Origin of the sequence: Paraburkholderia sp. CNPSo 3272, from assembly GCF_024206495.1 — a bacterium.
Taxonomy (GTDB): domain Bacteria; phylum Pseudomonadota; class Gammaproteobacteria; order Burkholderiales; family Burkholderiaceae; genus Paraburkholderia.
Genome location: NZ_JAMBPQ010000025.1, coordinates 21081 through 46689, shown reverse-complemented (window position 1 = coordinate 46689; position 25609 = coordinate 21081). Strand labels below are relative to the sequence as shown.

Here is a 25609-nt window from a genome sequence, read left to right as displayed (position 1 = left end):
GCGCGGCGCAAGCGTTAAACCGCATTGCGGCCCGAGACGATCGACGGGATCGTCTTCAGCAGGATCTGCAGGTCGAGCCACAGCGACCAGTGCGTGATGTAGTAACGGTCGTACTCCACGCGGCGTTGCATCTTGTCGGGCGTATCGGTCAAGCCGCGCAGCCCGTTGATCTGCGCCCAGCCCGTAATGCCCGGCTTCACGCTATGGCGCAGCATGTAGCCGGGAATCAGCTGCCGGTACTCTTCGTTGTGCTCCGCCGCATGCGGACGCGGACCCACGAGACTCATCGAACCGCCCAGCACGTTGAAAAGCTGCGGCAACTCGTCAAGCGAAGTCCGGCGTAAATAGCGCCCCACGCCCGTGATCCGGTCGTCGCCGCTGCGGGCCTGGCGCACGCCCTGCTCTTGCGCATCGCCCTCGTTGTGCGCCGCGACGTGCATCGAGCGGAATTTGTGCACCACGATTGCCCGGCCGTGCTCGCCGTTGCGGCGCTGCCTGAACAGCACCGGGCCCGGCGAATCGAGCCGGATCACCAGAGCGATCGCGAGCATGACGGGCCACAGCACCGCGAGCAGCAAGGCCGCGCCGGCAATGTCGACCGCGCGCTTGAGCATGCGCGAAAGCCCCAGAATCGGCACGTCGTGCAGTGCGAGCAGCGGCACTCCGGCGAGGTCCGCGCCGGTCGTCGCGACGTCTTCGAGGTAGTGCAACTCGGGCACGAGATAGATGGCAGCCGTCGAATCGTAGAGGCGCGTCACGATGTCGGCCGTGATGTCCTTCACTTGCGCGGCGTCGGCTCGCGCCATCGCGGGCTGCCCCATCGCGAGGAACACGATCTCGTAGTCGTTCGCGTGGATGCGCACGGCGGCGTCTTCATAGCGGCCGAGATACGGCGGCAGCGTTTCCCCGTCACGCGGCGTGGCGGGCGCATCGTTGTAGTAGCCCATCACGTGGATACCGAGAATCGGAGAACGCTGCAGGCGCAGGTTCAGCTTGCGCGCCTCGCGGCCCATGCCGAAGAACACCGCGCGGCGCAGGTTGCCGGGCGCGTTGTTGACGCTGTGGGCCACGCCGCGCAATACAGCCAGGCCGACGAGCTGCAGCGGCAGCGCAATGATGGCCCACTGCGCGACCAGCGTGCGCAGGGCCGTCGTGCCGCTGTCGCCATGCGTCACGAACAGCAGCACCATGAGCGCGACCGGCAGCCGGCACCAGCGCCATGCGCCGCGGCCGAGCATCCACCAGAGATGACGCGCGCTGGCAATCAGGTGAAAGCGCGCAAACACGACGAACGCCGCCACGGCTAATGCGCCGGTCAACGCACGCGTGTAGGGCGTGTCGCCGCTCTGTCCGCGCAGCAACAACAGCGCCACGAGCGCGCCCGTATTGAGCGCCGCGCTGATGACACCGACCAGCGCCATAAAGAGGCGGTGATGGTGGGTCGACTGGGTGGACATGACGGGTTCGGCCAGTATGTGCGACTGTTTGATACGCCTTGTTGGCATGACGGCGGGATTAGACCGCGAGGGGAATGACCGTCTGCGCAAGGCGCAACAGCGGCAAGCGGCGGACGACGATTCGCTGGAAAGGCGAAACGCGAGTCTCAAACGCTTGCGAATAAACACACAATCCGAACGTACGCGCTTTTTCTAAACATGGAGCGCAATTCGTAGTGCAGACGGCCGCTCCCCGTCGGCCTGACGGCGCAGACTCCTGTTCCGGCGGCGCGAGTGGTCTAGATTCGCGCCGAGAGCCCGGAATGGAGAGCGGCCATCCCATATTCGCGCGTATCTTACCAGCGCATTATGAATTTGCGTGCGTCTGTAAGATGTCACCCTGCAAACGCGCGATATTGTGGCGAATTTGCCAATGCGGCTGATTTAACGCCGCCGTTATTAATGGGGCGGATTCGCGGCTCTAATAAAAATGATTAATGATTTCTTGCGCGCGAACGGGGCAAATTGCATCCGCGCAAACGTTTGATCAAGTGAATCGAAATGCACGGCGGCGCCCGGCGTTATCGCCGGGGCTGCTGCGCCGCGCTATGGCTCGCTCAGTGGCCAGCATAAATCGACCGCTCGCCGACGCTCGCCACGACCGGCGCACCCGCGTCCGAGCTGCCCGTCATCGCCACGCCGCCGACCGCCGTGCTGCCCGGCGCGGCCTGCTGGTTCTTTTGCGCCTGCTCCTCGGCCACGATCGCCTCCGCGTGCTGGATGTCATCCGGGTAGTTGACGTCCTTGGCCACAGGACGATACCCCGCCTGCTCCAACCGCACGAGATCGGCGATCACCTGGGCGCGCGTGACCGGCGCGTTGGCCGGGTCGGCGGGGGTGGCGCTCTGTGCGAAAGCGGCAGCCGGAGCGGCCAGGGCGCAGGCAACGAGCAATGTGGAAACGAGTGCTTTCATGATGTTCGCCTCTCAATGAATGGCCGCTGCATCGGGAAGTGATGCCGCCTCAGCCACCCTCGGCAATGTCGCGAAGGTTGAACGCATTCTGGTCGCGCGGCGCTGACCCAAAGCTGACCTGCTGATTACGAGTTCGTTATCTGGGCGCAGCGCGCCCCCGGCGGCCAGCGTGCTTGCGCGGCAAAGATGACAAATCCGTAATGTCGAGGTCAGCACCGGGTAAGCGCGCCCTCCCGATACTTGCGCCACTCCCGCCTCAACCCGGACCCCGTCATGTGGATCGTCAAACTGGCTCTCAGACGGCCTTACACGTTCATCGTGCTGGCCGTACTGCTCTTTGTCCTCGGGCCGCTCGCCATCATGCGCACGCCCACGGACATTTTTCCGAACATCAATATCCCGGTGGTCAGCATCGTCTGGACCTACAACGGCTTCTCCGCTGAGGACATGGCGCACCGCATCACCTCGAACTACGAGCGCGCGCTGACTTCGGACGTGGACGACATCGAGCACATCGAATCCCAGTCGCTCAACGGCGTGTCGGTCGTGAAGGTGTTCTTCCATCCTGGCGCCGACATCAACCGCGCGATTGCCGAGGCCGCGTCCAACTCCGCGTCGATCCTGCGTGTGCTGCCGCCCGGCACGCTGCCCCCGAACATCATCACGTACAACGCCTCCACGGTGCCAGTGCTGCAACTGGGCCTGTCCAGCGCGACCTTGCCCGAGCAGTCGCTTTACGACCTCGGCAACAGCTTCATCCGCACGCAGCTCGCGACCGTCCAGGGCGCGGCCGTGCCGCTGCCCTACGGCGGCAAGATCCGCCAGATCATGGTGCAGCTCGATCCGAAAGCGTTGCAGGCCAAAGGTCTCGCGCCCGCGGACGTCGTCAACGCCGTGAACGCGCAGAACCTCATCCTGCCCGGCGGCACGGCGAAGATCGGCTCGCGCGAATACAACGTGGAGATGAACGGCAGCACGCAAACCGTCGCGGCGCTCAACGACCTGCCCATCAAGACCGTGAACGGCAGCGTGGTCTATGTGCGCGACGTCGCGCACGTGATCGACGGCTACGCGCCGCAAACGAACATCGTGCGCGCGGACGGAAAACGCGCTGCACTCCTTACGGTCGAAAAGACCGGCAGCGCCTCGACGCTCACGATCATCCAGCAGGTGAAGGCCATGCTGCCGACGATCGCCGCGGGCCTGCCGAGCGCGCTCAAGATCACGCCGCTCTCCGATCAGTCCGTGTTCGTGAAGTCGGCGATCTCGGGCGTGGTGCGCGAGGCGCTCATTGCGGCTTGCCTCACCGCCGCGATGATCCTGCTCTTCCTCGGCAGCTGGCGCGCCACGCTCATCATCGCCGTGACGATTCCGCTCGCCGTGCTCACGTCGCTCATCGCGCTCGCGGCGCTCGGCGAGACCATCAACATCATGACCCTCGGCGGGCTCGCGCTTGCGGTCGGCATCCTCGTTGACGACGCCACCGTCGCTATCGAAAACATCACGCATCATCTGGAGCGCGGCGCGCCGCTGCACGACGCCATTCTCAACGGCTCCGGCGAGATCGCCGTGCCGACGTTCGTTTCGACGCTCTCCATCTGCATCGTGTTCGTGCCGATGTTCCTGCTTTCGGGCGTGGCGCGCTATCTGTTCGTACCGCTCGCCGAGGCCGTGGTGTTCGCGATGTGCGCGTCGTACTTCTTCTCGCGCACGCTGATTCCCACGCTCGCCATGTATCTGCTGCGTGCGCGCAAGCCGGACGCTGCCCCCAGGCGCGGCATCGCCGGTGCGTTGACGCGCTTTCAGGCGGGCTTCGAGCGCCGCTTCGAAGCGGTGCGCAACCGCTACCGCGCGCTGCTTCAGGCTGCGATTGCGCAGCGCCGCCGTTTCGTCGTGCTGTGGGTCGCGCTGTGCCTCGGCTCGCTCGTGCTCGTGCCGTTCACCGGCCGCGACTTCTTTCCCGCTGTCGATACCGGCGAAATCCGCCTGCATCTGCGCGCGCCAACCGGCACGCGCATCGAGGAAACGGCGCGCATCACCGACGAAGTCGAAGCGAAAATCCGCAGCGTGATTCCGCCCGCCGAACAGGCCGCGGTGCTCGACAACATCGGCGTGCCGGTGAGCGGCATTAACCTCACATATGACTCGTCGGACCCCATCGGTCCCGGAGATGCGGATATCCTCATCACGCTCGCGCCAAAGCACGCGCCCACCGCGCAATATGTGGCGAAGCTGCGCAACGCGCTCAACGCCGCGTTTCCGGGCGTGACCTTCGCGTTCCTGCCCGCCGACATCGTGAGCCAGATCCTGAACTTCGGCCTGCCCGCGCCCATCGACGTGCAGATCGTCGGCAACAAACTCGCGCAGAACCGCGTCGTGGCGAACCACCTGCTCGACCAGATGCGCGGCGTGCGCGGCCTCGTCGACGCGCGCATCCAGCAGCCCGGCGACGAGCCCACCATCAACGTCGACGTGGATCGCACGAAGGCCTTGCAAGCGGGCCTCACGCAGCACGACGTGGCGCAGAACCTGCTCATCGCGCTCTCGGGCAGTTCGCAAACCACGCCCAATTTCTGGCTCGATCCGAAGAACGGCGTGAGCTATCCGCTCGTGACCGAGGTGCCGCAATACGATATCCATTCGCTGCAAACACTCGCCAATATTCCGCTGACGACGTCGCAATCGGTCACGTTCGCGCCGCAGAACCAGCTCGGCACGCTCGGCACGGTTTCGCGAAGCTCGCAGGAAGCCGTGGTCTCGCACTACAACGTGCAGCCCGTGCTCGATATCTTCGCATCGACACAAGGACGCGACCTGGGCGGCGTCGCCTCCGACGTGAACCGCCTCGTGAACGCCGCGCGCGCGCAGTTGCCGCCGGGCTCGTCGATCGTGATGCGCGGCCAGGTGCAGTCGATGAACGCCTCGTTCAGCGGCCTTGCGGCGGGCCTGGTGTTCGCCATCGCGCTCGTGTACCTGCTGATGGTCGTGAATTTCCAGTCGTGGCTCGATCCGCTCATCATCGTGAGCGGCCTGCCGGCCTCGCTTGCCGGCATCGCGTGGATGCTGTTCGTCACGCAGACCACGCTCAGCGTGCCGGCGCTCACGGGCACGATCCTCTGCATGGGCATCGCCACGGCCAACAGCATTCTCGTCATCAACACGGCGCGCGAGTCGCTCGCCGCGGGCATGGAGCCGCTCGCCGCCGCACTCGATGCGGGCTTCAACCGCTTCCGCCCCGTGCTCATGACGGCGCTCGCGATGCTGATCGGCATGTTGCCGATGGCGCTGGGTCTCGGCGACGGCGGCGAACAGAACGCGCCGCTCGGGCGCGCCGTGATCGGCGGCCTCGCGATCGGCACGCTTTCCACGCTCGTGTTCGTGCCGGTCGTGTTCGGCATGGTGCATGGCTGGCTCGCGCAACGCCGCGCCGCGCGCGATGCCAGCAACGATGCGCAAGCCAGTGCAACCACTCACGTTGAATAAGGATTCCAGAATGAAATCGCAGACACCGCACGAAGAACGCGATGCCGCGGCGCGAACCGCAAAGCGAGGTCGCTCGGCTGTCGTCGTCGGCCTTACCTGCCTCGCTATCGCCGCGACGCTCCTCTCGGCGGGCATTGTGCCGCGCCTCGAAGCACGCACGGCCCAAGCCCGGCAGGTCGCGGCGCAGCGCGAACTGATCGTCTCGACGCTCACGCCCACGCGCGCACCTGCCACGCAGGACCTGTTGCTGCCCGGCTCGGTGATGTCGTGGGCCGACGCCTCGATCTACGCGCGCACGAGCGGGTACGTGCAGCACTGGTACACGGATATCGGCGCGCACGTGAAGGCGGGGCAGACGCTCGCGCAGATCGACACGCCCGAGCTCGACGCGCAACTCCAGCAGGCGCGCGCCGACGAAGCCACCGCGCAGGCCAACTATCGCTTCGCCAGCAGCACGGCACAGCGCTGGCAGACGATGCTGCAGACGCAATCGGTCTCCGAGCAGGACGCCCAGGCGAAAACGAGCGACGCCGCCGCGAAACTCGCCACGCTCCAGGCGGCGCAGGCCAATGTGGCGCGGCTGCAGGAGCTGGTTGCCTACCAGAACGTAACGGCGCCTTTCGACGGCGTCATCACGGCGCGCAACGTGCAGGTGGGCGCGCTCGTCACCGCGGGCGGCACGCCCGGCCTCGCCACGATGCCGGGCGAGTTGTTCCATATCTCCCAGACCGACCGGCTGCGCGTGTACGTGGACGTGCCCCAGGACGACGCGAGCCTCGTGACGCCGGGCACGACCGTCTGGCTGACGACGCAGCAATATCCGGGGCGACGCTTCGAGGCGAGCGTGGCGCGCAGCGCGAACGTGATCGATCCCGTGAGCCGCACGTTGCGCGTAGAAGTCGATGTGGACAACCACGACGGCGCGCTGATGCCCGGCGCCTACGCGCAGGTGCATCTTGCGCTCACGGCGGCCGCGCCTTCGCTCGAACTGCCTGTGAGCGCGCTGCTGTTCCGCCCGGACGGCGTGACAGTCGCGGTGGTGGATGCAAAGAACACGGTGCAATTGCGCAAGGTGACCATCGGCCGCGACTTCGGCACCTACGTGGAAATCGCAACCGGACTCGCGCCGACCGATCGCGTCATCAACAATCCCGGCGACGCCATTGCGAGCGGCCAGAGCGTGCGCGTGGTCGCGGCTTCGACGGCTGCGAAAGCGAACGCGTAAGTGAGGCTCATCATGTTCGAACACCCTCTTCCAGCGCTTCGCCGGATCGTCGTCGCCTGCACGGCGGCATCGCTCGCGGCGTGCACCACGTTGCCCCATTACAGCGTGCCCTCGGCGGACGTGCCTGCGCACTTCGCGACACAAACAACGCAACCGGCGGCGGCGCCCGGCTGGACCGTCGCCGCGCCCGCCGACGCCCAAACGCGCGGCCCATGGTGGACGCTCTTCGGCGACGACGACCTCGACCAGCTCGAAGCCCGCGTCGACGTGTCGAACCAGAGCGTGCGCCAGGCCGTTGCCAATCTCGAAGCCGCGCGCGCGATGATCGACTATCAGCGCGCGGGCTATGCGCCGACCGTCACGGCTGGTGTGGCGGCGCAGCGTTACCGGACCTCGCAGAATCTCGTCGACCATTCGCTCGCGGGCAAGACGATTCCCGATTATTCGACGGGCCTCACGGCAAGCTGGGAACCCGACCTGTTCGGGCGCGTGAAGGACGCGACCACCCAGGCCCACGCCAACGCCCAGGCCACGCAAGCCGACCTCGAATCGGTGCGCCTTTCGGTTGCGAGCCAGCTTGCTACGGCTTACTTCGATTTGCGTTCGCTCGATCGCCAGAAGAAGCTGCTCGACGACACCGTGACCGCCTACACGGCCGCGCTGCGCATCGTGCAGCAGCAGCTCGCCGACGGCGCGATTGACGCCTCGGCGGTCGCCCAGGCACAAACCCAGCTCGAAAGCGCGCGCACGGCGGATAGCGACATCGACGTTCAGCGCGCGCAGCTTCAGCACGCCATCGCCACGCTGATCGGCGTGCCCGCTTCGACGTTCAGTCTGCCGCCGCGTGTCGATCCCGCCGTCGTGCCGTCGATTCCCGCGGGCGTGCCCTCCGCGCTGCTCGAGCGGCGGCCCGACATCGCGGCGGCCGAGCGGCGCGTGGCCGCGGCCAATGCAGGAATCGGCGCAGCGCGCGCGGCCTTTTATCCCGATCTTACGCTCTCCGCGACGGCGGGCCTCGAAAGCACGTTCTTCGCGCCGTGGCTGAGCGCGCCCAGCCTCTTCTGGTCGCTCGGCTCGCAACTGGCGGGCACACTCTTCGACGGGGGCCGGCGCGACGCCACGCTCAAAGGCGCGAACGCACAATACGATGCGGCAGTAGCCGGCTACCGGCAAACCGTGCTGACGGCGTTCCAGCAAGTCGAAGACAACCTGAGCGCGCTCGACACGCTGGCGAGCGAAGCGCAAAGCCAGCAGCGCGCCACCGCCGCCGCGCAACTCTCGCTCAAGCTCACCACCAACCGCTACCAGGCGGGCGCGGTGAACTATCTCGATGTCGTGACGGCACAGACCATCGCGCTCTCGAACGAACGCAACGAGGAGCAGATCGCAGGAAGAAGGCTCGATGCGAGCGTGCATCTGCTCCAGGCGCTCGGCGGCGGCTGGGACCGCGCGGCGCTGAGCGACTTGAGCGCTAAGGGCGGGCAAACGTCAGGATGAACCGCGTGCTCGTCGCATCGCTTTCGGCGCGCGCCGAGCCGCCGTGCAGCGCCATGATCGTGCGCACGATCGCGAGCCCCAGACCCGCGGATGCGCCCGCGCGCGCCTCGCGGTGGCGCGACGCATCCGCGCGATAGAAGCGGTCGAAAATGCGCTCCAGCAGCGCGGCTTCGATCGGCGTGCCCGGATTGGCCACCGTGACCTCGACGGCATTTGGCGTCTGCTCGACGCTCAGCGTGATCGCCGCGCCGCGCGGCGCATAGCGCAGCGCATTGGCGAGCAGGTTGCCCACGGCGCGCCGGAACAGCTCCTTGTCCGCGCGCAGGCGGCCCTCGCCCTGCACACGGATTTGCACGCCCGCCTCTTCGGCGAGACCTTCGAAGTAGTCGGCAATCTGCGTGAGCGCGTCGTGCACGTCGAACTCAGCGAGCGTCGTCATGAACTGCGGGTGCTCCGCGCGCGCGAGAAAAATCACGCTTTCGATCATGCGCGAAAGCCGTTCGCATTCCTCCAGATTCGATTCGAGCAACGCTTCGTACTCCGCCGTGGTGCGCTCGCGCGCGAGCGCCACTTCGTTCGCGCCGCGCAGGTTGCCGAGCGGCGTGCGCATGTCATGCGCGAGATCCGCCGTGTATTGCGACATGCGCTCGAAGCCCCCGTGCAAACGGTCGAGCATGGCGTTGAGCGATTTCGTGAGCGCTTCGAGCTCGCTCGGCGCGCGTTCGACTTCGATGGGCGTATCGAGCCGGTCGACCGTGACCGTGGCCGCACGCGCCGCCATCTCGCGCAGCGGACGCAGCGACTCGCGCACGAGCAGCCAGCTCATGAGGAAAGCCAGCAGCATGCCTGCCAGGCCGAAGCCGTAGAGCCGCTCGCGATAGTGATCGAGCAGCTGCCAGCGATCGGTCATGTCGCGTGCGATGACGATGGTGACGGGCGTGCCGTCCGCCAGCGCGGCGTCGGTAGCGAGTCCGCGCACGGGTACGCCGCGCGCGTTGCGCCATGCCACCACGTCGCCCTCGGTAATGCGTTGCGTCGGCGGGAGGCGCCGTGCGAGCGCTGCTTCTGGAAACGCGGCGTCCGCAATGCCCGCCGTGTTGTGCTCGGCGAGTTGCGCGCCGCCGGTTCCGAGTATTTCCATGGAAAGCGCGGGATTGCCGAGCACCTGGCTCGTGAGGCGCTCCGCATGCTCGCGGACGTCGTGCTCGTTGTGCAGCTCCTGCGCGAGGCGGCGCGTGTGACGCGAAATCAGCACGATATCGAGGTCGTCCTGCCGCTTCACTTCGCGGTCCAGCGTGAAATAAAGCGTGCTGCCCACGAGCGCGAATACGGCGAGCGTGGTGCCCGCGAAACTCAGCGCGAGCCCTGTGGCGAGCGAGCGCACAGCCATGCGCGGCATCAGGCGTTCCCTTTGATTTCGGCGACGTAGCCCACGCCGCGCACCGTGTGGATCAGCTTGACGTCGAACGCGTCGTCCACCTTCGCGCGCAGGCGGCGGATGGCGACTTCCACGACGTTCGTGTCGCTGTCGAAGTTCATGTCCCACACGTACGAGGCGATCTGCGTGCGTGTGAGCACTTCGCCCTGGCGGCGCACGAGCAGTTGCAGCAGCGAGAACTCCTTCGGCGTGAGGTCGATGCGCGTGGTCCCGCGTTTCACGCGCCGGCGCGTGACGTCCACTTCGAGGTCGCCGAGCAGCAGCACGTCGCTCTCGCGCGGGGGGCCGCGGCGGGCCAGCGTGCGCACGCGCGCGAGCAGTTCGACGAAGGCGAACGGCTTGACCAGGTAGTCGTCCGCGCCCAGTTCGAGGCCCTTCACGCGGTCGCTGATATCGTCGCGCGCGGTAAGGAAAAGCACCGGCGTGGTGTGCGTGGCGCGCAGTGTTTTGAGCACCGTCCAGCCGTCCATTTCGGGCAGCATGACGTCGAGCACGATCACGTCGTACGCGGCCTCTTTCGCGAGAATCAGGCCTTCCGCGCCGTCCGCGGCCACGTCCACGGCATAGCCGGATTCCTCGAAGCCCTTCTTCAGATACGCGCCGGTCTTCGGCTCGTCTTCGATCACGAGAATGCGCATCGCCGTTCAATTTAGAGTGGGTCCGGCGTAATTGTATGCGTTGTGCCGCTTGCTGCGCTTCGGGGCGGCGCGCCTGGCGTAGCCGCCCAGGTCCTGCGGGATGCATTTCGAACGGTCGTATCGAATCTGCTTTGAGGGACTTGCGAGCCGCGGCGCCCCGGCCCCACGCCCCGGCGCCCCGCTCCATTTATCGCCCTCCTTCGCCGCGGCGACGAATTCGGGCCCCGAACCGCCCCATTCATGATCGAAAACACCGGCCGATAAGCAGCGGTCAGCGGGACAACCCGATCGAAAAACGACGGAGACCACGAGGGCACAGCCGCTAGTGGCCGGCGAATTCAGCGCCGCAATCGACACCTACCGCACGTTGATATCCAGCGGTTTGCATGGAAGCCGTTATCCGCATGCTGTGCCGCAGTAGTCCAAAAACTATAGTCAGCATAACTGACAGAACGCGACATGCACGTCGCCAGCGAAGCGTAAGCAATGCGAATCAGGTATCTCAAAATTTAATTAGCCTTAATTCTTGTCGATCGTCATTTCGCTTAACGATTGTTGACGGATTTCTTTCGCCACCCAGGTGATGATTTAGCCTTTCGCGCGCGCCTTAATTTGTCGCGATGCCGGACCGATATCGCGTGAAGCTGCCGGATATCGCTCCTGCAATGCCGGGCGTCATCTAGCCTCAAGGGTTAATAAGAATGAATGACCGTTGTTATCGGCTTGTCTTCAGCAAGCTGCGGGGCATGTTGGTCGCAGTTTCAGAAACAGCGACGGGACACAGCAGCGCCTGTCATGAAGAAACCGGCCCGGCGCGCGCGCTTCAGTCCTTTACGCTCTTTTCAATGCGTCATGCAGCGTTTGCTGCGCTCGTTCTCTTTGCTCTCCCGCCAGCGCTCTCGGAAGCGCAGGTGGTGCCGTCCGGGCCGCACGCGCCAAACGTAATCACTACGGCAAACGGGCTGCCGCAAGTGAACGTTACCAAGCCCTCCGGGGCTGGCGTATCACTTAATACATATTCACAATTCGACGTCCAGAAGAACGGAACAATTCTCAATAATTCACCTGTTATTACAGGCACGCAACTCGCCGGGCAAATATCGGGGAATCCGAATTTTGGCCCGAATGACGCAGCGAAGATTATCGTCAACCAGGTTAACAGCAATAATCCATCCCAGTTGAGAGGTTACGTCGAGGTCGCGGGAACAAAGGCCGATGCCGTGATTTCGAACAGTTCCGGGATCGTGGTCGACGGCGGCGGCTTTATCAATACCGCACGTGGAATTTTAACGACCGGTAATCCGCTTATCGATGGCAGTGGGAATCTGACGGGCTTCAGTGTAAGGGGCGGCCTGATTACTGTCCAGGGCGCGGGCCTGAACGCCTCGAATATCGATGAGGTCGATTTGTTGTCCAGAGCCCTCGAAGTGAATGCGGCCATATACGGCGGCAATACACTTCATGTCGTGACGGGCGCCAACAACATCGATTACACGAGCCTCGTTCCCACGCCCATCGCAGGTACGGGACCTGCGCCCGGCGTCGCCATCGACGTATCGCAACTGGGCGGTATGTACAGTAATCGAATCGTTCTAGTGGGCACGGAGAATGGCGTGGGTGTCGCGAATGCGGGCGCCATTGCAGCGCAGGCGGGCGACCTCATCCTCACGAGCGCGGGTCAGCTTGTGCAGTCCGGCAAGGTCAATGCGAGCGCCAATGTCGGAATCAGGGCGACGGGCGTCGCGAATACGGGCACCATCTACGCGCAGGGGAATACCGCCATTGGCACGGCGGGAACCGTTTCGAACAGCGGGACGCTTGCTGCACAACAAAGCACGTCGATTACCGCTGGCAATATCGCGTCGACTGGCACACTCGGTGCGAGTGTGAACGGCGACGGCTCGGTGGGCAGCAGCGGTGACCTGCTGCTTTCCGCGTCGGGGCAGCTTGACGCCACTGGGCTGAACCTGGCGGGCGGCAACGCGACGCTTACGGGTAGCGGCGTGAATCTGGTGGGCAGCGAGACAGCAGCGAACCGCAACCTGTCGCTGGCCGCCTATGGCGGTGACGTGAACCTTGCTGGCGCGACCACCAGCGCTGGCGGCGCCGTGAACGCACAGGCGACCGGGGCACTCGTCAACGACTCCGGCTCCCTGAGTGCTGGCAGCGGCATCACACTTGATACGGGCAGCATCTCGAACCACCAGGGCGAGATGTCTTCGCAGGGCGCGTTCGTCGCGCAGACCTCGGGACAGATGGCGAACCAGGGCGGCCAGTTTGTCTCTCAGGGCGCAATGCAGGTTAGCAGCGGGGGTGCCATTGCGAACAACGCGGGGGTCATGCAGGGTGCTGCGGGCGTATCGGTCGCAGGTTCGTCACTGGACAATACGGCGGGGCGCATCACCTCCCTCTCCAGCGACGGGCTGTCGGTCACCACAACCGGGCAGCTTCTGAACGCAGCGGGGAGCATGGCAGGCGGCGCGCAGGGCGGCGTAATCGGCGGCAATGGTGCCGTGACGTTGCAGGGTGGAGGCATTGTCAACCACGGCGCGGTGAGCGCACAAACAGACCTCCAGGTTGATACGCAGTCCCTGAATAACGACGCGGGCGTGCTTCAGGCCCAGAACAATGCAACGATCAACGCCGGAGCGCAACTCACCGATAACGGCGGTGCCATTGTTGCGGGCCAGGCCGCGCGCCTCAGCGCCAGGACGCTGGATAACAGTGGGGGCGTCACCCAGGCCGCGCTACTCGCCCTCAACGCAACGAACCTTGTCAACCACGCGGGCACGATCACGCAGAGCGGTTCGGGGCCGATGAGCGTGAACGTCAGCAACACGCTCGACAATTCGGCAGGCGGCACGCTTCAGACCAACAGTACCGACCTCTCGCTCGCCTCCGCTGCAATTGAAAACGATGGCGGCACAATCACGCATGCAGGGACCGGCACCCTGACGCTCGACGCGGGTAATGGCAGGGGCACGCTGTCGAACGTCAATGGCAAGATTCAGAGCAACGGCGAAGTGGTTGCCCAGGCTAGTGCATTCAACAACACCCAGGGCCAGGTTGTCGGCCAGAACGGCCTCACCGCCGCGGTAGGCGGCGCGCTCAACAACACAAACGGCAAACTGCTGTCGAATGCGGACCTGAGCCTTACAAGCGGCACACTGAACAACAATGACGGTCAGGCTGGCGCGGGTGCGAACGAAACGATCCATGCTGGCTCAGTCACAAACAGCGGCGGCGTTTTTGTGGCACCGAACCTGTCGATTACGACCGGTGGCACGTTCGATAACAGTGGCGGCGAAACGCAGGCCAATCAGCTTGCATTGTCGGCGACGGATCTGCTGAACCACGGCGGTACCATTACGCAGTTTGGCGCATCACCGATGGCACTCGATGTCAGCGATACGCTGGACAATTCCGCGAATGGTGTCATCCAGACCAACAGTACGGACCTCACGCTCGCCCCTGCCAGTCTCATCAACGACAATGGCGGTACGATCACGCACGCGGGTACTGGCACGCTCACGATTGATCCGGGCAATGGTTCGGGCTCCTTCTCGAATGCGGGCGGCCAGGTCCTTACGGCGGGGCAGCTTCACGTCAAGGCTGGCAGCGTCAACAATCAGGCCGGAGCACTCGCGGCACAGGGGGCCATCTCGGCAACCGTTGCGGGGGGCGTGAACAACAACCAGGGCGTCGTGCGATCGCTGTCCTCGATTGACCTCGCGAGCGGCGGTGCGCTGACGAACGTGAACGGGCAAATCCAGTCCGGCACGGGTTCGTCCGGTGACACCAGCACGCTCGGTGTCCAGGCCGCGTCGATTGATTCCACAAATGGCCTCATTAGCAACCTCGGCACGGGCGATACCACCGTGCAGGGCGGCAGCCAGATCGTCAACAGTAACGGGCTCATTGCGGGTAACGGGGCCGTGAGGCTCAACGCGTCGTTCATCTCGAACACGCAGAACGGCCAGGTGGCCGGCGCGGCCGTCTCGATCCAGACGGGCACGCTCGACGACACTGCGGGCAAGATTGGCACCTTTACCGGTTCGGGTGGCGATGTCGATATTACGGCCACGGGCGCCGTGTCGAATACCAACGGCCAGATCGGCGCCGATCATGACCTGCTGATCAGTGCCGCAACGCTCACGGGGGGAGGCGCATACAGTGCAGCCAATGACGTGACGGCAAACCTGCTGGGTGACTTCGCGCCGACGTCGGCCATGCAGTTCACGGCCGGTCACGACCTCACCTTCACACTGCCTGGCACGTTCACCAATTCTGCAACGCTCGAAGCCGTCAATAACTTGGGCATCAACGCAAACGACATCAACAACAGCGGCGCCATGATGGCGGGCGGCACGCTCTCTACGCACTCGAACACGCTGGAAAACTCGGGCGCGATTGTGGGCAGCAGCGTATCGCTGAACGCGACCACCCGTATTTCGAACGTGGGTCCGACCGCGCTTATTGGCGCCACCAACAGTAACGGCCTGCTTGAACTCCTCGCGCCCGACATCGAGAACCGTGACGACACCACGGCCACCGACACGCAGGCCACCACCGCGATTTTCGGTCTTGGGCGGGTCGTGCTCGCGGGCGGCAAGGGTGCAAGCGGCAACTACACCAACGCGAACCTGATCGACAACGTGTCAGCGCTCATCCAGTCCTCGGCTGACATGGCGATGTACTCGAATCAGGTCACGAACACGCGACGGGTGATGACGACCGACGGGGCCTACACCGAAGCAGTCGATCCGTCGATCATCGAGCAGCTTGGTATCAGCCTTTCGGGGTGTACGGCAGCGTACATTGCCGCATGCGGTCCTGGCAATCCGCAGGTCATGGGCATCCGGTTCGATCCGAATGCTTCCGACTACGATCCCGCCGTCATCGCTGCACTGCAGGCCGGGCCAGGCGGCATGCCGATCGATCCGCCGCACGGCGGCCAGTGGAACAGTACGTACCAGTACACGACCTATACGGGCGTGGCGCTCGGCAACCTGATTACCGCCATCAGCCCGAAGGCGCAGATTATGGCGGGTGGCAACCTGGACCTGTCGAATGTGGGCCTGTTCCAGAACTACTGGAGCGCGGTGGCTGCCGTGGGCAACATTGCGATGCCGGCCTACCTCGACGCGAATAGCTGGGCCGGACAGCTTGCACCGGGCGTGCAGGTGACGTACTCGGGCCAGTATCACTACGACAACTACGACAACTCGGAACATAACTGGCAGTTGCCGTTCGGCAATGCGACATTCGTCACCTCCAATCCGGGTGGCTACCAGGTGGCCCCGGCTAGCATCAAGCTCTATAGTCTGCCCGACTACGAATCCACCTGGGGCGCGGGCGGCACGATCTCCGGTAACGGCGTAAGCATCAACAATACTGCCGGCAACGCTGGCATTCCGTCGCTCGGCCTGGTCAACGGTCAGTCGATCTCGGGCGTCAATGTCGGCTCGGTTAGCGGCAGTGCGAACGGCACAAAGAGCGGCGCGGCCTCTATCCAGGGCAACGCGACCCAGGTCGATCCGGTCATCGCACACGCGACGGCGGTGAGCGTCCTGAGCAACCTGTCGGTTCCCCAGGGCGGGCTGTTCAATCGCGATACGGCACCGAACGCGCCGTATCTGATCGAGTCGAATCCGGCCTTTACGAGCGCGAAATCGTTCATCTCAAGCGACTACTATCTCCAGCAGCTTGGCCTGAATCCGCAGACGGTGGAGAAGCGCCTGGGCGATGGTCTCTACGAGCAGCAGCTCCTGCAGAACCAGATCACGTCGCTGACCGGCAAGGCTGTGCTTGGCCCCTACACCGATACGCAGTCGATGTATCAGGCACTGCTCGCAGCGGGCGCTTCGCTTTCCGAATCCCTGAACCTGCCGCTGGGCATGGCGCTGTCACCCGCGCAGGTTGCGGCCCTGACGACCAACGTCGTCATCATGCAGACCGAGATGGTTGACGGGCAGTCGGTGCTCGTTCCCGTCGTCTATCTCGCGCAGGCCAGCCAGCAGAACATGAACGGGCCGCTCATCACAGCGACCGACATCGACCTCCAGAATGCACAGACCTTCACGAATAGCGGCACGATGCAGGCCAGCAATTCGTTGACGATCAACGGCAAGTCGATCGACAACGCGTTCGGCACGCTGCAAAGTGGCGGCCTCATGTCGCTGGCGACAAGCGGGGACGTGAATTTCACCTCCGCGACGGTAAACGCCGGAAGTCTGGCGCTGAACGCAGGCGGCAATCTGCTGCTGAACACGGCAACGAACACGGTGAACCAGGTCAGCGCAACGGGTGCCACGCGAACCACGACCATGCTTGGACCCATCGCGAACCTGAACGTCAAGGGCGATGCTGCGATTGTGACGGGCGGCAACTTCGAGCAGAACGGGGCCAACCTGAATGTGGGCGGCAACCTTGGCATGGCCGTTGGCGGCAACTACGACATCGGCACGGTGCAGACCGGCGAGCAGAAGGTGGTCCATGGCGCGAATGGGGTGTCCGACACGAACATCAACAGCGCGACGGGCAGTTCCGTGAAGGTGGGCGGGGTTTCGCTGATTGGCGTGGGTGGCGATCTGACTGCAACAGGCGCGAACATCAACCTGGGCGGTGGCGGTACCATTGCGGCCAACGGCAATGTGACGCTGCAGGCGGCAACGACCACATCGACCATCGACAGCAGCCATGCAACCAGCGATCACAATGGCAACTACTCCGATGCGGAGCACCTGTCCAGCCAGGCCCTAACCAGCACGACCCTCACGAGTGGCAACACGCTGAACGTCGTGTCGGGCAACAACATCAACGTGAGCGGCAGTTCGATTGTGCTGACTCAGGGCAATGCGAACCTTCAGGCGGCCAATGACGTGAATATCGGCGGGACCACTGCGACCCAGGTTTCAGATACGCAGCAGACATCGAGCACCAGTCACATTGTGAGCAGCAAGCAGGTCGCAAGCACGCGCGACACGACCACCACGCAGACGCTTGGCAGCACGATTTCGGCGGACGGCGTGTCCATCAGTAGCGGACACGACATCAACGTCGCGGGTAGCACGATTGTCGGCACGAACGACGTGGCGTTGAGTGCCGCGCATGACCTGACCGTTACGACGACGCAGGACACCATGCAGTCCTCCGGCACGTATCAGGAGCAGCATTCTGGCTTGGGCACAAGCGGTCTGACGGTCACGGCTGGCACCAGCAAGCTTACCCAGACCGACCAGGAGTCGAGCGTCACGAATAACGGAAGTCTGATCGGCAGCCTTGACGGCAACGTATCGATGACGGCAGGCAACAACCTGCACATCACCAGCAGCGATGTCATCGCTGCGCAAAACGTGACGGGCAAAGCTGCGAACGTCACCATCGACTCAGCAACCAACACCTCGAACTACAGTGAGACCACGCAGACCAGGAAGAGCGGTTTCACACTCGGTCTTTCGGGCAGCGTGGGCGACGCCATCAACGGGGCGTACCAGCAGGGGCAAGCAGTCGCAAGCGGCAACAGCGACAGCCGCGCGACGGCGCTGCACGCCATCGCGGCGGCAGGCGATGCAGCGATTGCCGGTGCCGGTGCGACAGGTGGCGCGCTGGCGGGCCAGAGTCCGAGCATTGGTGTGCAATTGAGTTTTGGGTCCAGCCAGAGCAGCAGTACGTTCAGCGAGAGCCAGGCCGCGCAACAGGGTTCGACCGTCCAGGCAGGCGGCACCGCGAGCTTTACGGCAACGGGCAATGGCACGCCCGGGTCAGGCAATGTCACGATTGCCGGTTCGAACGTGAGCGCGAACGATGTCGCCCTCACTGCGAAGAACGCGGTGAATATCGTCAACACCACGAATACGGACCAGACGGCCAGCACGAACAAATCGAGCAGCGCAAATGTTGGCGTTTCGTATGGCACGCAGGGCTTCGGCGTATCAGCGTCAATGTCAAACGCGCACGGCGACGCGAACAGCGACGCGGCGATCCAGAACAACTCGCATATCACGGGCGCTAACAGCGTGACGATCACGAGTGGAGGCGATACGAATATCGTCGGCTCAGATGTCGCGGGCGGTACGGTGACGGCGAATGTCGGCGGCAACCTCAACATCCGGAGTGTGCAGGACACGACCGTGAGCACCGCGCACCAGAGCAGTACGGGCGGTGGCTTCAGCATCAGCCAGGGCGGCGGCAGCGCGAGCTTCAGCGCCCAGAACGGTCACGCCGATTCGAATTTTGCGCAGGTCACCGAGCAGGCGGGCATCGAGGCCGGTAGCGGTGGTTTCAATGTCAACGTCAACGGCAATACGAACCTGACGGGCGCGGTGATTTCGAGCACCGCTGACCCGTCGAAGAACAGTTTGACGACCGGTACCCTCACGTTCAGCGATATCCAGAACCAGTCGCATTATGACGCGACGAGCAACGGTATTAGCGCGGGCGTAGGCGTTGGCAGTACCGGCAAGGCAATCGGGCCGGGCTCGGTCGGGGGGACAGGTGGCGTATCACCGATGATGTCGCAGAACGAAAGCGGTGATTCGAGCGCGACCACGCGCAGCGCGATCAGCGCGGGTTCGATCAACATCACGAACCGGGCAGCGCAGACGCAGGATGTATCGACCCTGAGCCGCGATACGACCAATACCAACGGCACTGTCGCGCAGACGCCGGACGTGAATGCAATCCTGAACCAGCAGGCCGACACGATGCAGGCTGCGCAGGCGGCAGGCCAGGTCGTAGCGCAGGGTATTGGCGCGTATGCTGATTCACAACGGCAGGCGGCGGTAGACCAAGCGAAGATAGATGCCGCGAACGGCGATACGGCAGCCTTTGCCGCAGACGCGGCTACTGCCAAGCAGTGGGATGAAGGTGGGGAGAGCCGCGCGATATTGCAGGCGGCAGGCGGTGCGCTTATTGGCGGTCTTGGCGGCGGGAGCGTCTTTACGGCGGTCGGGGGCGCGGCTGGCGCCGGCATTGCCTCGACGATGGCGAACCAACTGGATAGCCTTTCGAAAGGCGTGGCGTCGGAGACGGGTTCCAGCCTCCTGGGCAACCTTGCAGCGAACGTCGCAGCGGGCGCGGGCGGCGCACTGGTCGGCGGAGGTACAGCAGGCGCAGCAACTGCAACGAACGTGGACCTCTACAATCGTCAACTCGATCCCAAGGAGAAGTCCCTCGCGCAGCAACTCGCCGATGCGAGCGGTGGGAGATATACCGTAGCCCAGATCGAGGACCAGATGCGCCAGATGGAAATGAGCGTCAACGGCACAACGACATCGGGCGCGCCCGCCACCCTCGTGGGTCGGACGCCAACCGATTCTGGAGCAAAATGGATGTCTGCCGGGACAACTGCAAACGGGCAGCCGGTGTTGACGCAAATACTTGCGCCGTCCGATCCCGCATTGCAGAGCTACATTCTGGCGAACTACAACAGCGTTTCGCCGGGGCAGGTGCCTAGCCAATTCACATATCCATCGAGCGGCGGTGGCGGCTCGATCAACGTGACAGGACCTTTCACCAATTTCGATCATTCGGACGTAAACTACATGCGCAGCACGACTGCGGACGCGGCTTCGATGATATCGACTACGGCTGGTCGATTTGGGTCGGCGACTGCGGCTGCAGCATCTATCCCCTCGCCCTATACGCCTTTGCTTGATTCGGCGACGTTTGGTGCAACCGTAGTTGGGATGGCAGCCGATGGTGTTAGCCAGTTAGTGCAGCCGAATGTAGGTCAATATTGGCAAAGCGGATTGACTTCAGTTGTTTCAGACCGGGTTTCGGCAATAAATCCAATCGCCACGCCTGTTGTTAACGAGGCTGCGAACGCGTTCAATGCGAGTGGTATCGCTACGTCTATCCAAGATTCAATCAATTCGTTTTGGGGTGGACTTGTTAATTCGGTGAAGAAATGAAACTCATAGAAGACGGAAATCTATCGGGATGGGTATGTTCCGCTTTTATAGCGATAGGTATTGGAATTTGCTACGTGACATTCAAGTACCTCACTCCTTCGATCTGGAGCGCGCTCTTTTCGTTGTTTGGATTCGGACTTGCTGCGGTGGGCGGGATGTGTTCTCGCGCACGACTAGCGCATATCAAGCCATTCGATAGCAGCTACAAGAAGGCCCGCAAGAGCGGCGAAAATGACGATGACGAAAGCAACAAGTGAAAATAAGCAAGAAGAAATTTTTGTTAGTTCCGCTTGCTGTTCTCGTTCCTCTCGCGGTCCTCGCGCAGACTCCGCCCGATGCGGCGGTCCGCACGACCGCCGAACAGTAGCGACAGGTCCAGCAGCAGCGGGATGCGTATCCGGAGCGCGAGGGGTGCGCTCTGTTGAACCGCCAGAGTTTGGGCTTTTCCATCACGTTGATCATTCACTTCTTCGTCGTGGGGTCGGCAACGGCGAAGATAGATAAGGCCGACACTATTAAAGGGAACAAGGCAGTGTTCTACAAAAATATCGCTACTGGGTTGATCGTTGCTGCCGTACTAGCGGGCTGCGCAAGTGCGGGCGTCCAGAAACTCAAGGATGAGAGCGCCGCATCGGTCGGCGAGAAAATTACCAAGGGCAAGAGCACGAAGGATGACGTGCGCGCTACATTCGGGGACCCAACCGAAACATCGTTTACCGACAGCGGCAATGAAATCTGGCGTTACCGCTATTCGCACTCCACTGCCAAGGGGATCAATTTTGTGCCTCTCGCCAACATATTCATGTCTGGGCAGGACGTGGACAAAAAGGAACTTGTTGTGTTTTTTGACGACAAGGGTGTCGTGAAGAATTTCGCCATGCAGTCGAGCAAGGAAGAAGTAAAGGGCGGCATTCTTCCGCAATAACCCGGTTATCACGAAAAATGACTCGCACCAAGCGGCTGTCAGCGGGGACACTGACGGCCTTGATTCCGCTCGCTGTCCACGCGCAGACCCCGCCCGATGTGGCGGCCCGTACCAACGCCGAACAGCAACAGCAGGTCGAGCAGCGACGCGACGCGCAGCAGCGCGCTGCGACCGTCGCCGCGCCCGTTGTACGCTCGACCGAGCCCGTAGTCGGCGAGTACCCCGTACTGCCCGTCGAGACGCCGTGCTTCCGTATCGACACCTTCACGGTCGAGGTTCCCGATACGCTGCCTGAGGTAGTTCGTGTAAAGGGTGCATCGGCGTTGCCGCTCGATCCGTTCGGATTCCTGCACGACTGGCTGGGCCACTATGAGGGCCAATGTGTTGGCAAGCAAGGCGTTGACATGCTGGCGAAGGGCCTGCAAGGCGTCATCCTGAGCCACGGTTACATCACGACACGCGTACTCGTGCCGACCCAGGACCTCTCGAAAGGGACGATGAAATTCACGCTCATACCGGGCGTGATCCGCAACCTGAAGTTTGCCGACGCCAGTACACGGGGCACGCTGAAAACCGCCTTTCCGGCTCGCGACGGCGACATCCTCCAGTTGCGCGACCTTGAACAGGGACTGGAGCAGATGAAGCGCGTCCCGAACCAGGACGCCTCCATGGAGATAGTGCCCGGTACCGAGCCCGGCCAGAGTGATGTCGTGGTTACGGTCAAGCGCGCGAAACCATGGTCGCTCGTCGTCTCGGCGGATAACTCGGGCAGCGACGCTACGGGCCGTTACATCGGCAACGTGTCGCTCGCGCTCTATAACCTCCTGGGCATCAACGACGTGCTTTCAGGTGGCTACAACCAGGATTTGCAGTTCGGCAACCACGACCTCGGTACACACGGCTGGAATGCCTCGTATGCGGTACCGTGGGGCTACTGGACGGGCACGCTGTTCGGCTACACGAACACGTATTACCAGCAGATTGCCGGGGTCAACCAGACGTTCGTTTCGAGCGGAAACGCGCAGACAGCGGGTCTGAAGCTGGAGCGCGTCATTCGTCGTAGCCAGAACGATGTTTCGGGCGTCGAGTTTCAGCTAATCAAGCGCTTTGGCGCGAGCTTCATCGATGACGTCGAAATCCCACAGCAGAAGCGCGACAACACCTTCATCGAGGCCGGGCTGACCAATCGCCATTACTTCGGCGCGGCGCAGTTCGACGGCACGCTCGCCTACCGGCAGGGTATCGGCTGGCTCGGGGCGATGCCGGATACAGCGAGTGGGCCTACGTACTATTTCCACATGGCGACGCTCGACGCCAATCTCTCGGTTCCGTTCGCGGTGGCCGGCAAGACGCTGCGTTATGTCGGCACTCTGCACGGGCAGTTCACCAACGACGAACTGAACTATATCGATGACCTGACCATCGGCAGCCGCTACACGGTTCGCGGCTTCAGCGGTGAAACGATGCTGGCCGCGGAGAAGGGCTTCTACTGGCGCAACGAACTCCAGTATCCGCTTGGGGCAACAGGCCAGATGCTTTATGCGGGCCTCGACTACGGCCACCTTTGGGGACCATCTACGGCGTTTCTTGCCGGGACGCAACTCGCGGGCGCGGTCCTCGGCTTCAAGGGCTCCGTGCCCTCGCGCCTGGGCGCGTTCAGCTATGACGTGTTCGCCGGCACGCCGGTCTACGCGCCGCGCGGCTTCCCCGCGCCAAGCGTGACGCTGGGCTTTCAGGTGACGGGGCAATTCTGATGTGCGATTCACTGACCATAAGGAGCTAACAATGCTGATGAGCCGAATATTTTCGATGGGTCTGATCGGTGCCGCCGTGCTGCTGGCCGCGTGTGGTGGAGGCAGCGGCGGCAGTGGCGGAGCATCCGGTGCGGATTCATCGGCCTCCGCGGGCGTATCCTCGCCAGGTGCGGCCTCTGCGCCGGATACGGCCTCATCGCCGCAATCGAGCACGTTTAACTGTCCGGCCAGCTACAGTCGCCTCGATATCCCCCTGAGTATCGCTGCGGGCACGGCGATGACGATGGTCTCCAATGACAATATCGCAACGCTGACATTCAAGACCCCCACAGGTGGCGTTACGCGCGCCTTGACGCTCTGCCTGGGCAAACCTGACCCGGTGCCCGCAGGCATCACGACGCCCTTCGCCTACGAAATCACGGAAGGCGGCGCTGGCGATATCACGCAGTTTGACAACCGGATGCTGACGTTCAATTTCTCGACAACGCAGCCTGTGACGGGCACTCCTGCACTCGAGCTGGCGACCGTTACGGCTGCGGGCGTGACCTATTCTCCGACGGTTCCAGGACCGCTGATGGCCGTCAGCCCGAATTACAGCGTCGCCGGCTCTCCGAACCAGGCGGCGCTGTACGTTGTGCGCCTGACGAAGTAACGGATGAGTGGGCGACACAGGCGATGACCAGCAGGCTCTCGATCCTATCTAAGCGCTCACGCAGGAAGACAGCGCACTCGTGAATCACTTTTCGATTTCGGCCCACACGCTGGGCAGGAATGCGCAGACCATGATCGAAACGGTGGGTGCGTTCAGGATTTGACTAGCCGAACGGCACTAAAGCGGAGGCGCTGCCTCCGCTCTCACACCAAATAAAAAAACGGCGCGGCAGTGCAATTCGCACCGCCGCGCCGATCAGTCCAGCGCTGTTGTTAAATCCAGCTCAGTGAGCCGCGCTCACCTGCGTAGCCGGTTCCGAATGACGCGCACGCTGCGAAACCAGGATCGCAAGCGCCGCGAGCACCGCCGGTACGGCGAGCATGGCGAGAATCGCAGCGAATTCCCAGCCGAGACCCAGCAGCGCACCGCCGATGGCCGAGCCGAAGATGCTGCCAAAGCGGCCCATGCCCAACATCCAGCTCACACCCGTTGCACGCGCAACCGTCGGATAGCGGCCCGGTGCGTAGGCGTTCAGGCCCGTTTGCGCACCGCTCATGCAGAAGCCCGCGGCAAACACTAGCAGCGCGAGCGACGAGGAAAGCGCCCCCACACCGGCCAGCGCCAGCACGCAGATGCCGCCGCCGACATACGCCGCGCTGATCACGCGCGCCGGACGCACCTTGTCCATGATCCAGCCCACCAGCACGGCGCCGATCGTGCCGCCGATCTGGAACATGGCCGTGACGTTCGCCGCCACGGTGATGGAGAGGCCCGCGTCCTTGATTAGCGTGGGCAGCCAGCCGGTCAGCAGATAGATGACGAGCAGGCCCATGAAATACGTGACCCACAGTGCGAGGGTCATCACGCCATAGCCTTCCGAGAACAGCACGCCGATCGGCTTGCGCGTGGGCAGCGGCGGCTCCGTAGAAACGAAGTTCTCGTCGCCCGCGAAATCCGCGCCGGTCACGCGGTTCAGCGTCGCGGCAATGCGCTTGCTTGTCGCGCCCCGCACGGCGAGCAGACGCGCCGATTCCGGCAGCAGCCAGGCCTGCAGCGGCACGAGTGCGAGCGGAATGGCGCCGCCGAAAATCAGCACCGCGCGCCAGCCGTGGTTCGGCACGAGCCAGCCCGCCGCGAAGCCGATCAACGCGGAGCCGAGGTTGAAACCCGTGAACATGATCGTGATGAGCAGCGCGCGGCGGCGTTGCGGCGAGTACTCCGAGAGCAGCGTCGTCGAGTTCGGCATGGCCGCGCCAAGACCGATACCGGTCAGCACGCGCAGCACCGCCATTGACGCCGGCGACTGCGTGAATGCCGTGAGAATCGTGAACACGCCGAAGAGGAACACGGAGGTGATGAGCACCCACTTGCGGCCAACGCGGTCCGAGGCCGGCCCCGCGGCGAGCGCGCCGATCACGAGACCGATGGGCGCGGCGCTCATGACAAGCCCGAACTCGGGGCGCGAAATGCCCCACTCGTGAATGATGGAGGGCGCGACGAAGCCCATGATAGCCACGTCCATGCCGTCGGCGGTCACCGCGAGGAAGCACAGCGCCACCAGTAGCCACTGATAGGCCGAAATGTGGCGTTCGTCGATGAACGCCTTGATATCGATTGTTTTGCTGCCAGGCATTTCTAGTCTCCTGTCCGTTCTGTGGTCTGCCGCTCGCTCG

Annotated in this window: 13 protein-coding genes; 8 read left to right on the top strand and 5 right to left on the bottom strand. The window is 63.5% G+C overall.

Annotation, left to right across the window (positions count from 1 at the left end):
- Positions 1–14 precede the first annotated feature (14 nt).
- Both M3I53_RS25680 and M3I53_RS25675 read right to left on the bottom strand, forming a co-directional pair.
- A complete protein-coding gene (locus M3I53_RS25680) occupies positions 15–1457 on the bottom strand; it encodes an undecaprenyl-phosphate glucose phosphotransferase (RefSeq protein WP_254318650.1) in 1443 nt (480 codons plus the stop codon).
- Positions 1458–2053: 596 nt separating this feature from the next.
- Positions 2054–2410, bottom strand: coding sequence for a DUF4148 domain-containing protein (locus M3I53_RS25675; protein WP_254318649.1), 357 nt, complete (start codon positions 2408–2410; stop codon positions 2054–2056).
- Between the two features lie 273 nt (positions 2411–2683).
- Here M3I53_RS25675 and M3I53_RS25670 point away from each other — a divergent pair, with 273 nt between their 5' ends.
- Genes M3I53_RS25670 through M3I53_RS25660 form a run of 3 tightly spaced genes read left to right on the top strand, consistent with a single transcriptional unit; the run spans position 2684 to position 8615 of the window.
- Positions 2684–5893: an efflux RND transporter permease subunit gene (locus tag M3I53_RS25670; protein WP_254318648.1), complete on the top strand. Its 3210-nt coding sequence runs from the start codon at positions 2684–2686 to the stop codon at positions 5891–5893.
- Between the two features lie 10 nt (positions 5894–5903).
- Positions 5904–7118: an efflux RND transporter periplasmic adaptor subunit gene (locus tag M3I53_RS25665; protein WP_254318647.1), complete on the top strand. Its 1215-nt coding sequence runs from the start codon at positions 5904–5906 to the stop codon at positions 7116–7118.
- A 12-nt stretch (positions 7119–7130) separates the two neighbouring features.
- Complete coding sequence (locus M3I53_RS25660) at positions 7131–8615, top strand: efflux transporter outer membrane subunit (protein ID WP_254318646.1); 1485 nt, start codon at positions 7131–7133, stop codon at positions 8613–8615.
- Here the strand turns inward: M3I53_RS25660 and M3I53_RS25655 are convergent.
- Both M3I53_RS25655 and M3I53_RS25650 read right to left on the bottom strand, forming a co-directional pair.
- Entirely contained in the window at positions 8590–10005 is a 1416-nt protein-coding gene (locus tag M3I53_RS25655; RefSeq protein ID WP_254318701.1) for a heavy metal sensor histidine kinase, read from the bottom strand. The genes M3I53_RS25660 and M3I53_RS25655 overlap by 26 nt on opposite strands.
- 8 nt (positions 10006–10013) lie before the next feature.
- Complete coding sequence (locus M3I53_RS25650; protein ID WP_254318645.1) at positions 10014–10691, bottom strand: heavy metal response regulator transcription factor; 678 nt, start codon at positions 10689–10691, stop codon at positions 10014–10016.
- Positions 10692–11392: 701 nt separating this feature from the next.
- On the opposite strand from M3I53_RS25650, the gene M3I53_RS25645 reads away from it, so the two are divergent.
- The 5 genes from M3I53_RS25645 (at position 11393) to M3I53_RS25625 (ending at position 23936) form a co-directional block, all read left to right on the top strand.
- Positions 11393–20605 (top strand): hemagglutinin repeat-containing protein, encoded by a 9213-nt coding sequence (locus tag M3I53_RS25645; RefSeq protein ID WP_254318644.1) that lies wholly within the window; start codon positions 11393–11395, stop codon positions 20603–20605.
- Positions 20606–20679: 74 nt separating this feature from the next.
- Positions 20680–20862 (top strand): hypothetical protein, encoded by a 183-nt coding sequence (locus M3I53_RS25640; protein ID WP_254318643.1) that lies wholly within the window; start codon positions 20680–20682, stop codon positions 20860–20862.
- A gap of 164 nt (positions 20863–21026) precedes the next feature.
- Positions 21027–21530 (top strand): outer membrane protein assembly factor BamE, encoded by a 504-nt coding sequence (bamE, locus tag M3I53_RS25635; RefSeq protein ID WP_254318642.1) that lies wholly within the window; start codon positions 21027–21029, stop codon positions 21528–21530.
- Between the two features lie 17 nt (positions 21531–21547).
- Complete coding sequence (locus tag M3I53_RS25630) at positions 21548–23284, top strand: ShlB/FhaC/HecB family hemolysin secretion/activation protein (RefSeq protein ID WP_254318641.1); 1737 nt, start codon at positions 21548–21550, stop codon at positions 23282–23284.
- 31 nt (positions 23285–23315) lie between these two features.
- Entirely contained in the window at positions 23316–23936 is a 621-nt protein-coding gene (locus tag M3I53_RS25625; RefSeq protein ID WP_254318640.1) for a hypothetical protein, read from the top strand.
- A gap of 283 nt (positions 23937–24219) precedes the next feature.
- Here M3I53_RS25625 and M3I53_RS25620 read toward each other — a convergent pair whose 3' ends face one another.
- Complete coding sequence (locus tag M3I53_RS25620; protein ID WP_254318639.1) at positions 24220–25569, bottom strand: MFS transporter; 1350 nt, start codon at positions 25567–25569, stop codon at positions 24220–24222.
- Positions 25570–25609: the final 40 nt, after the last annotated feature.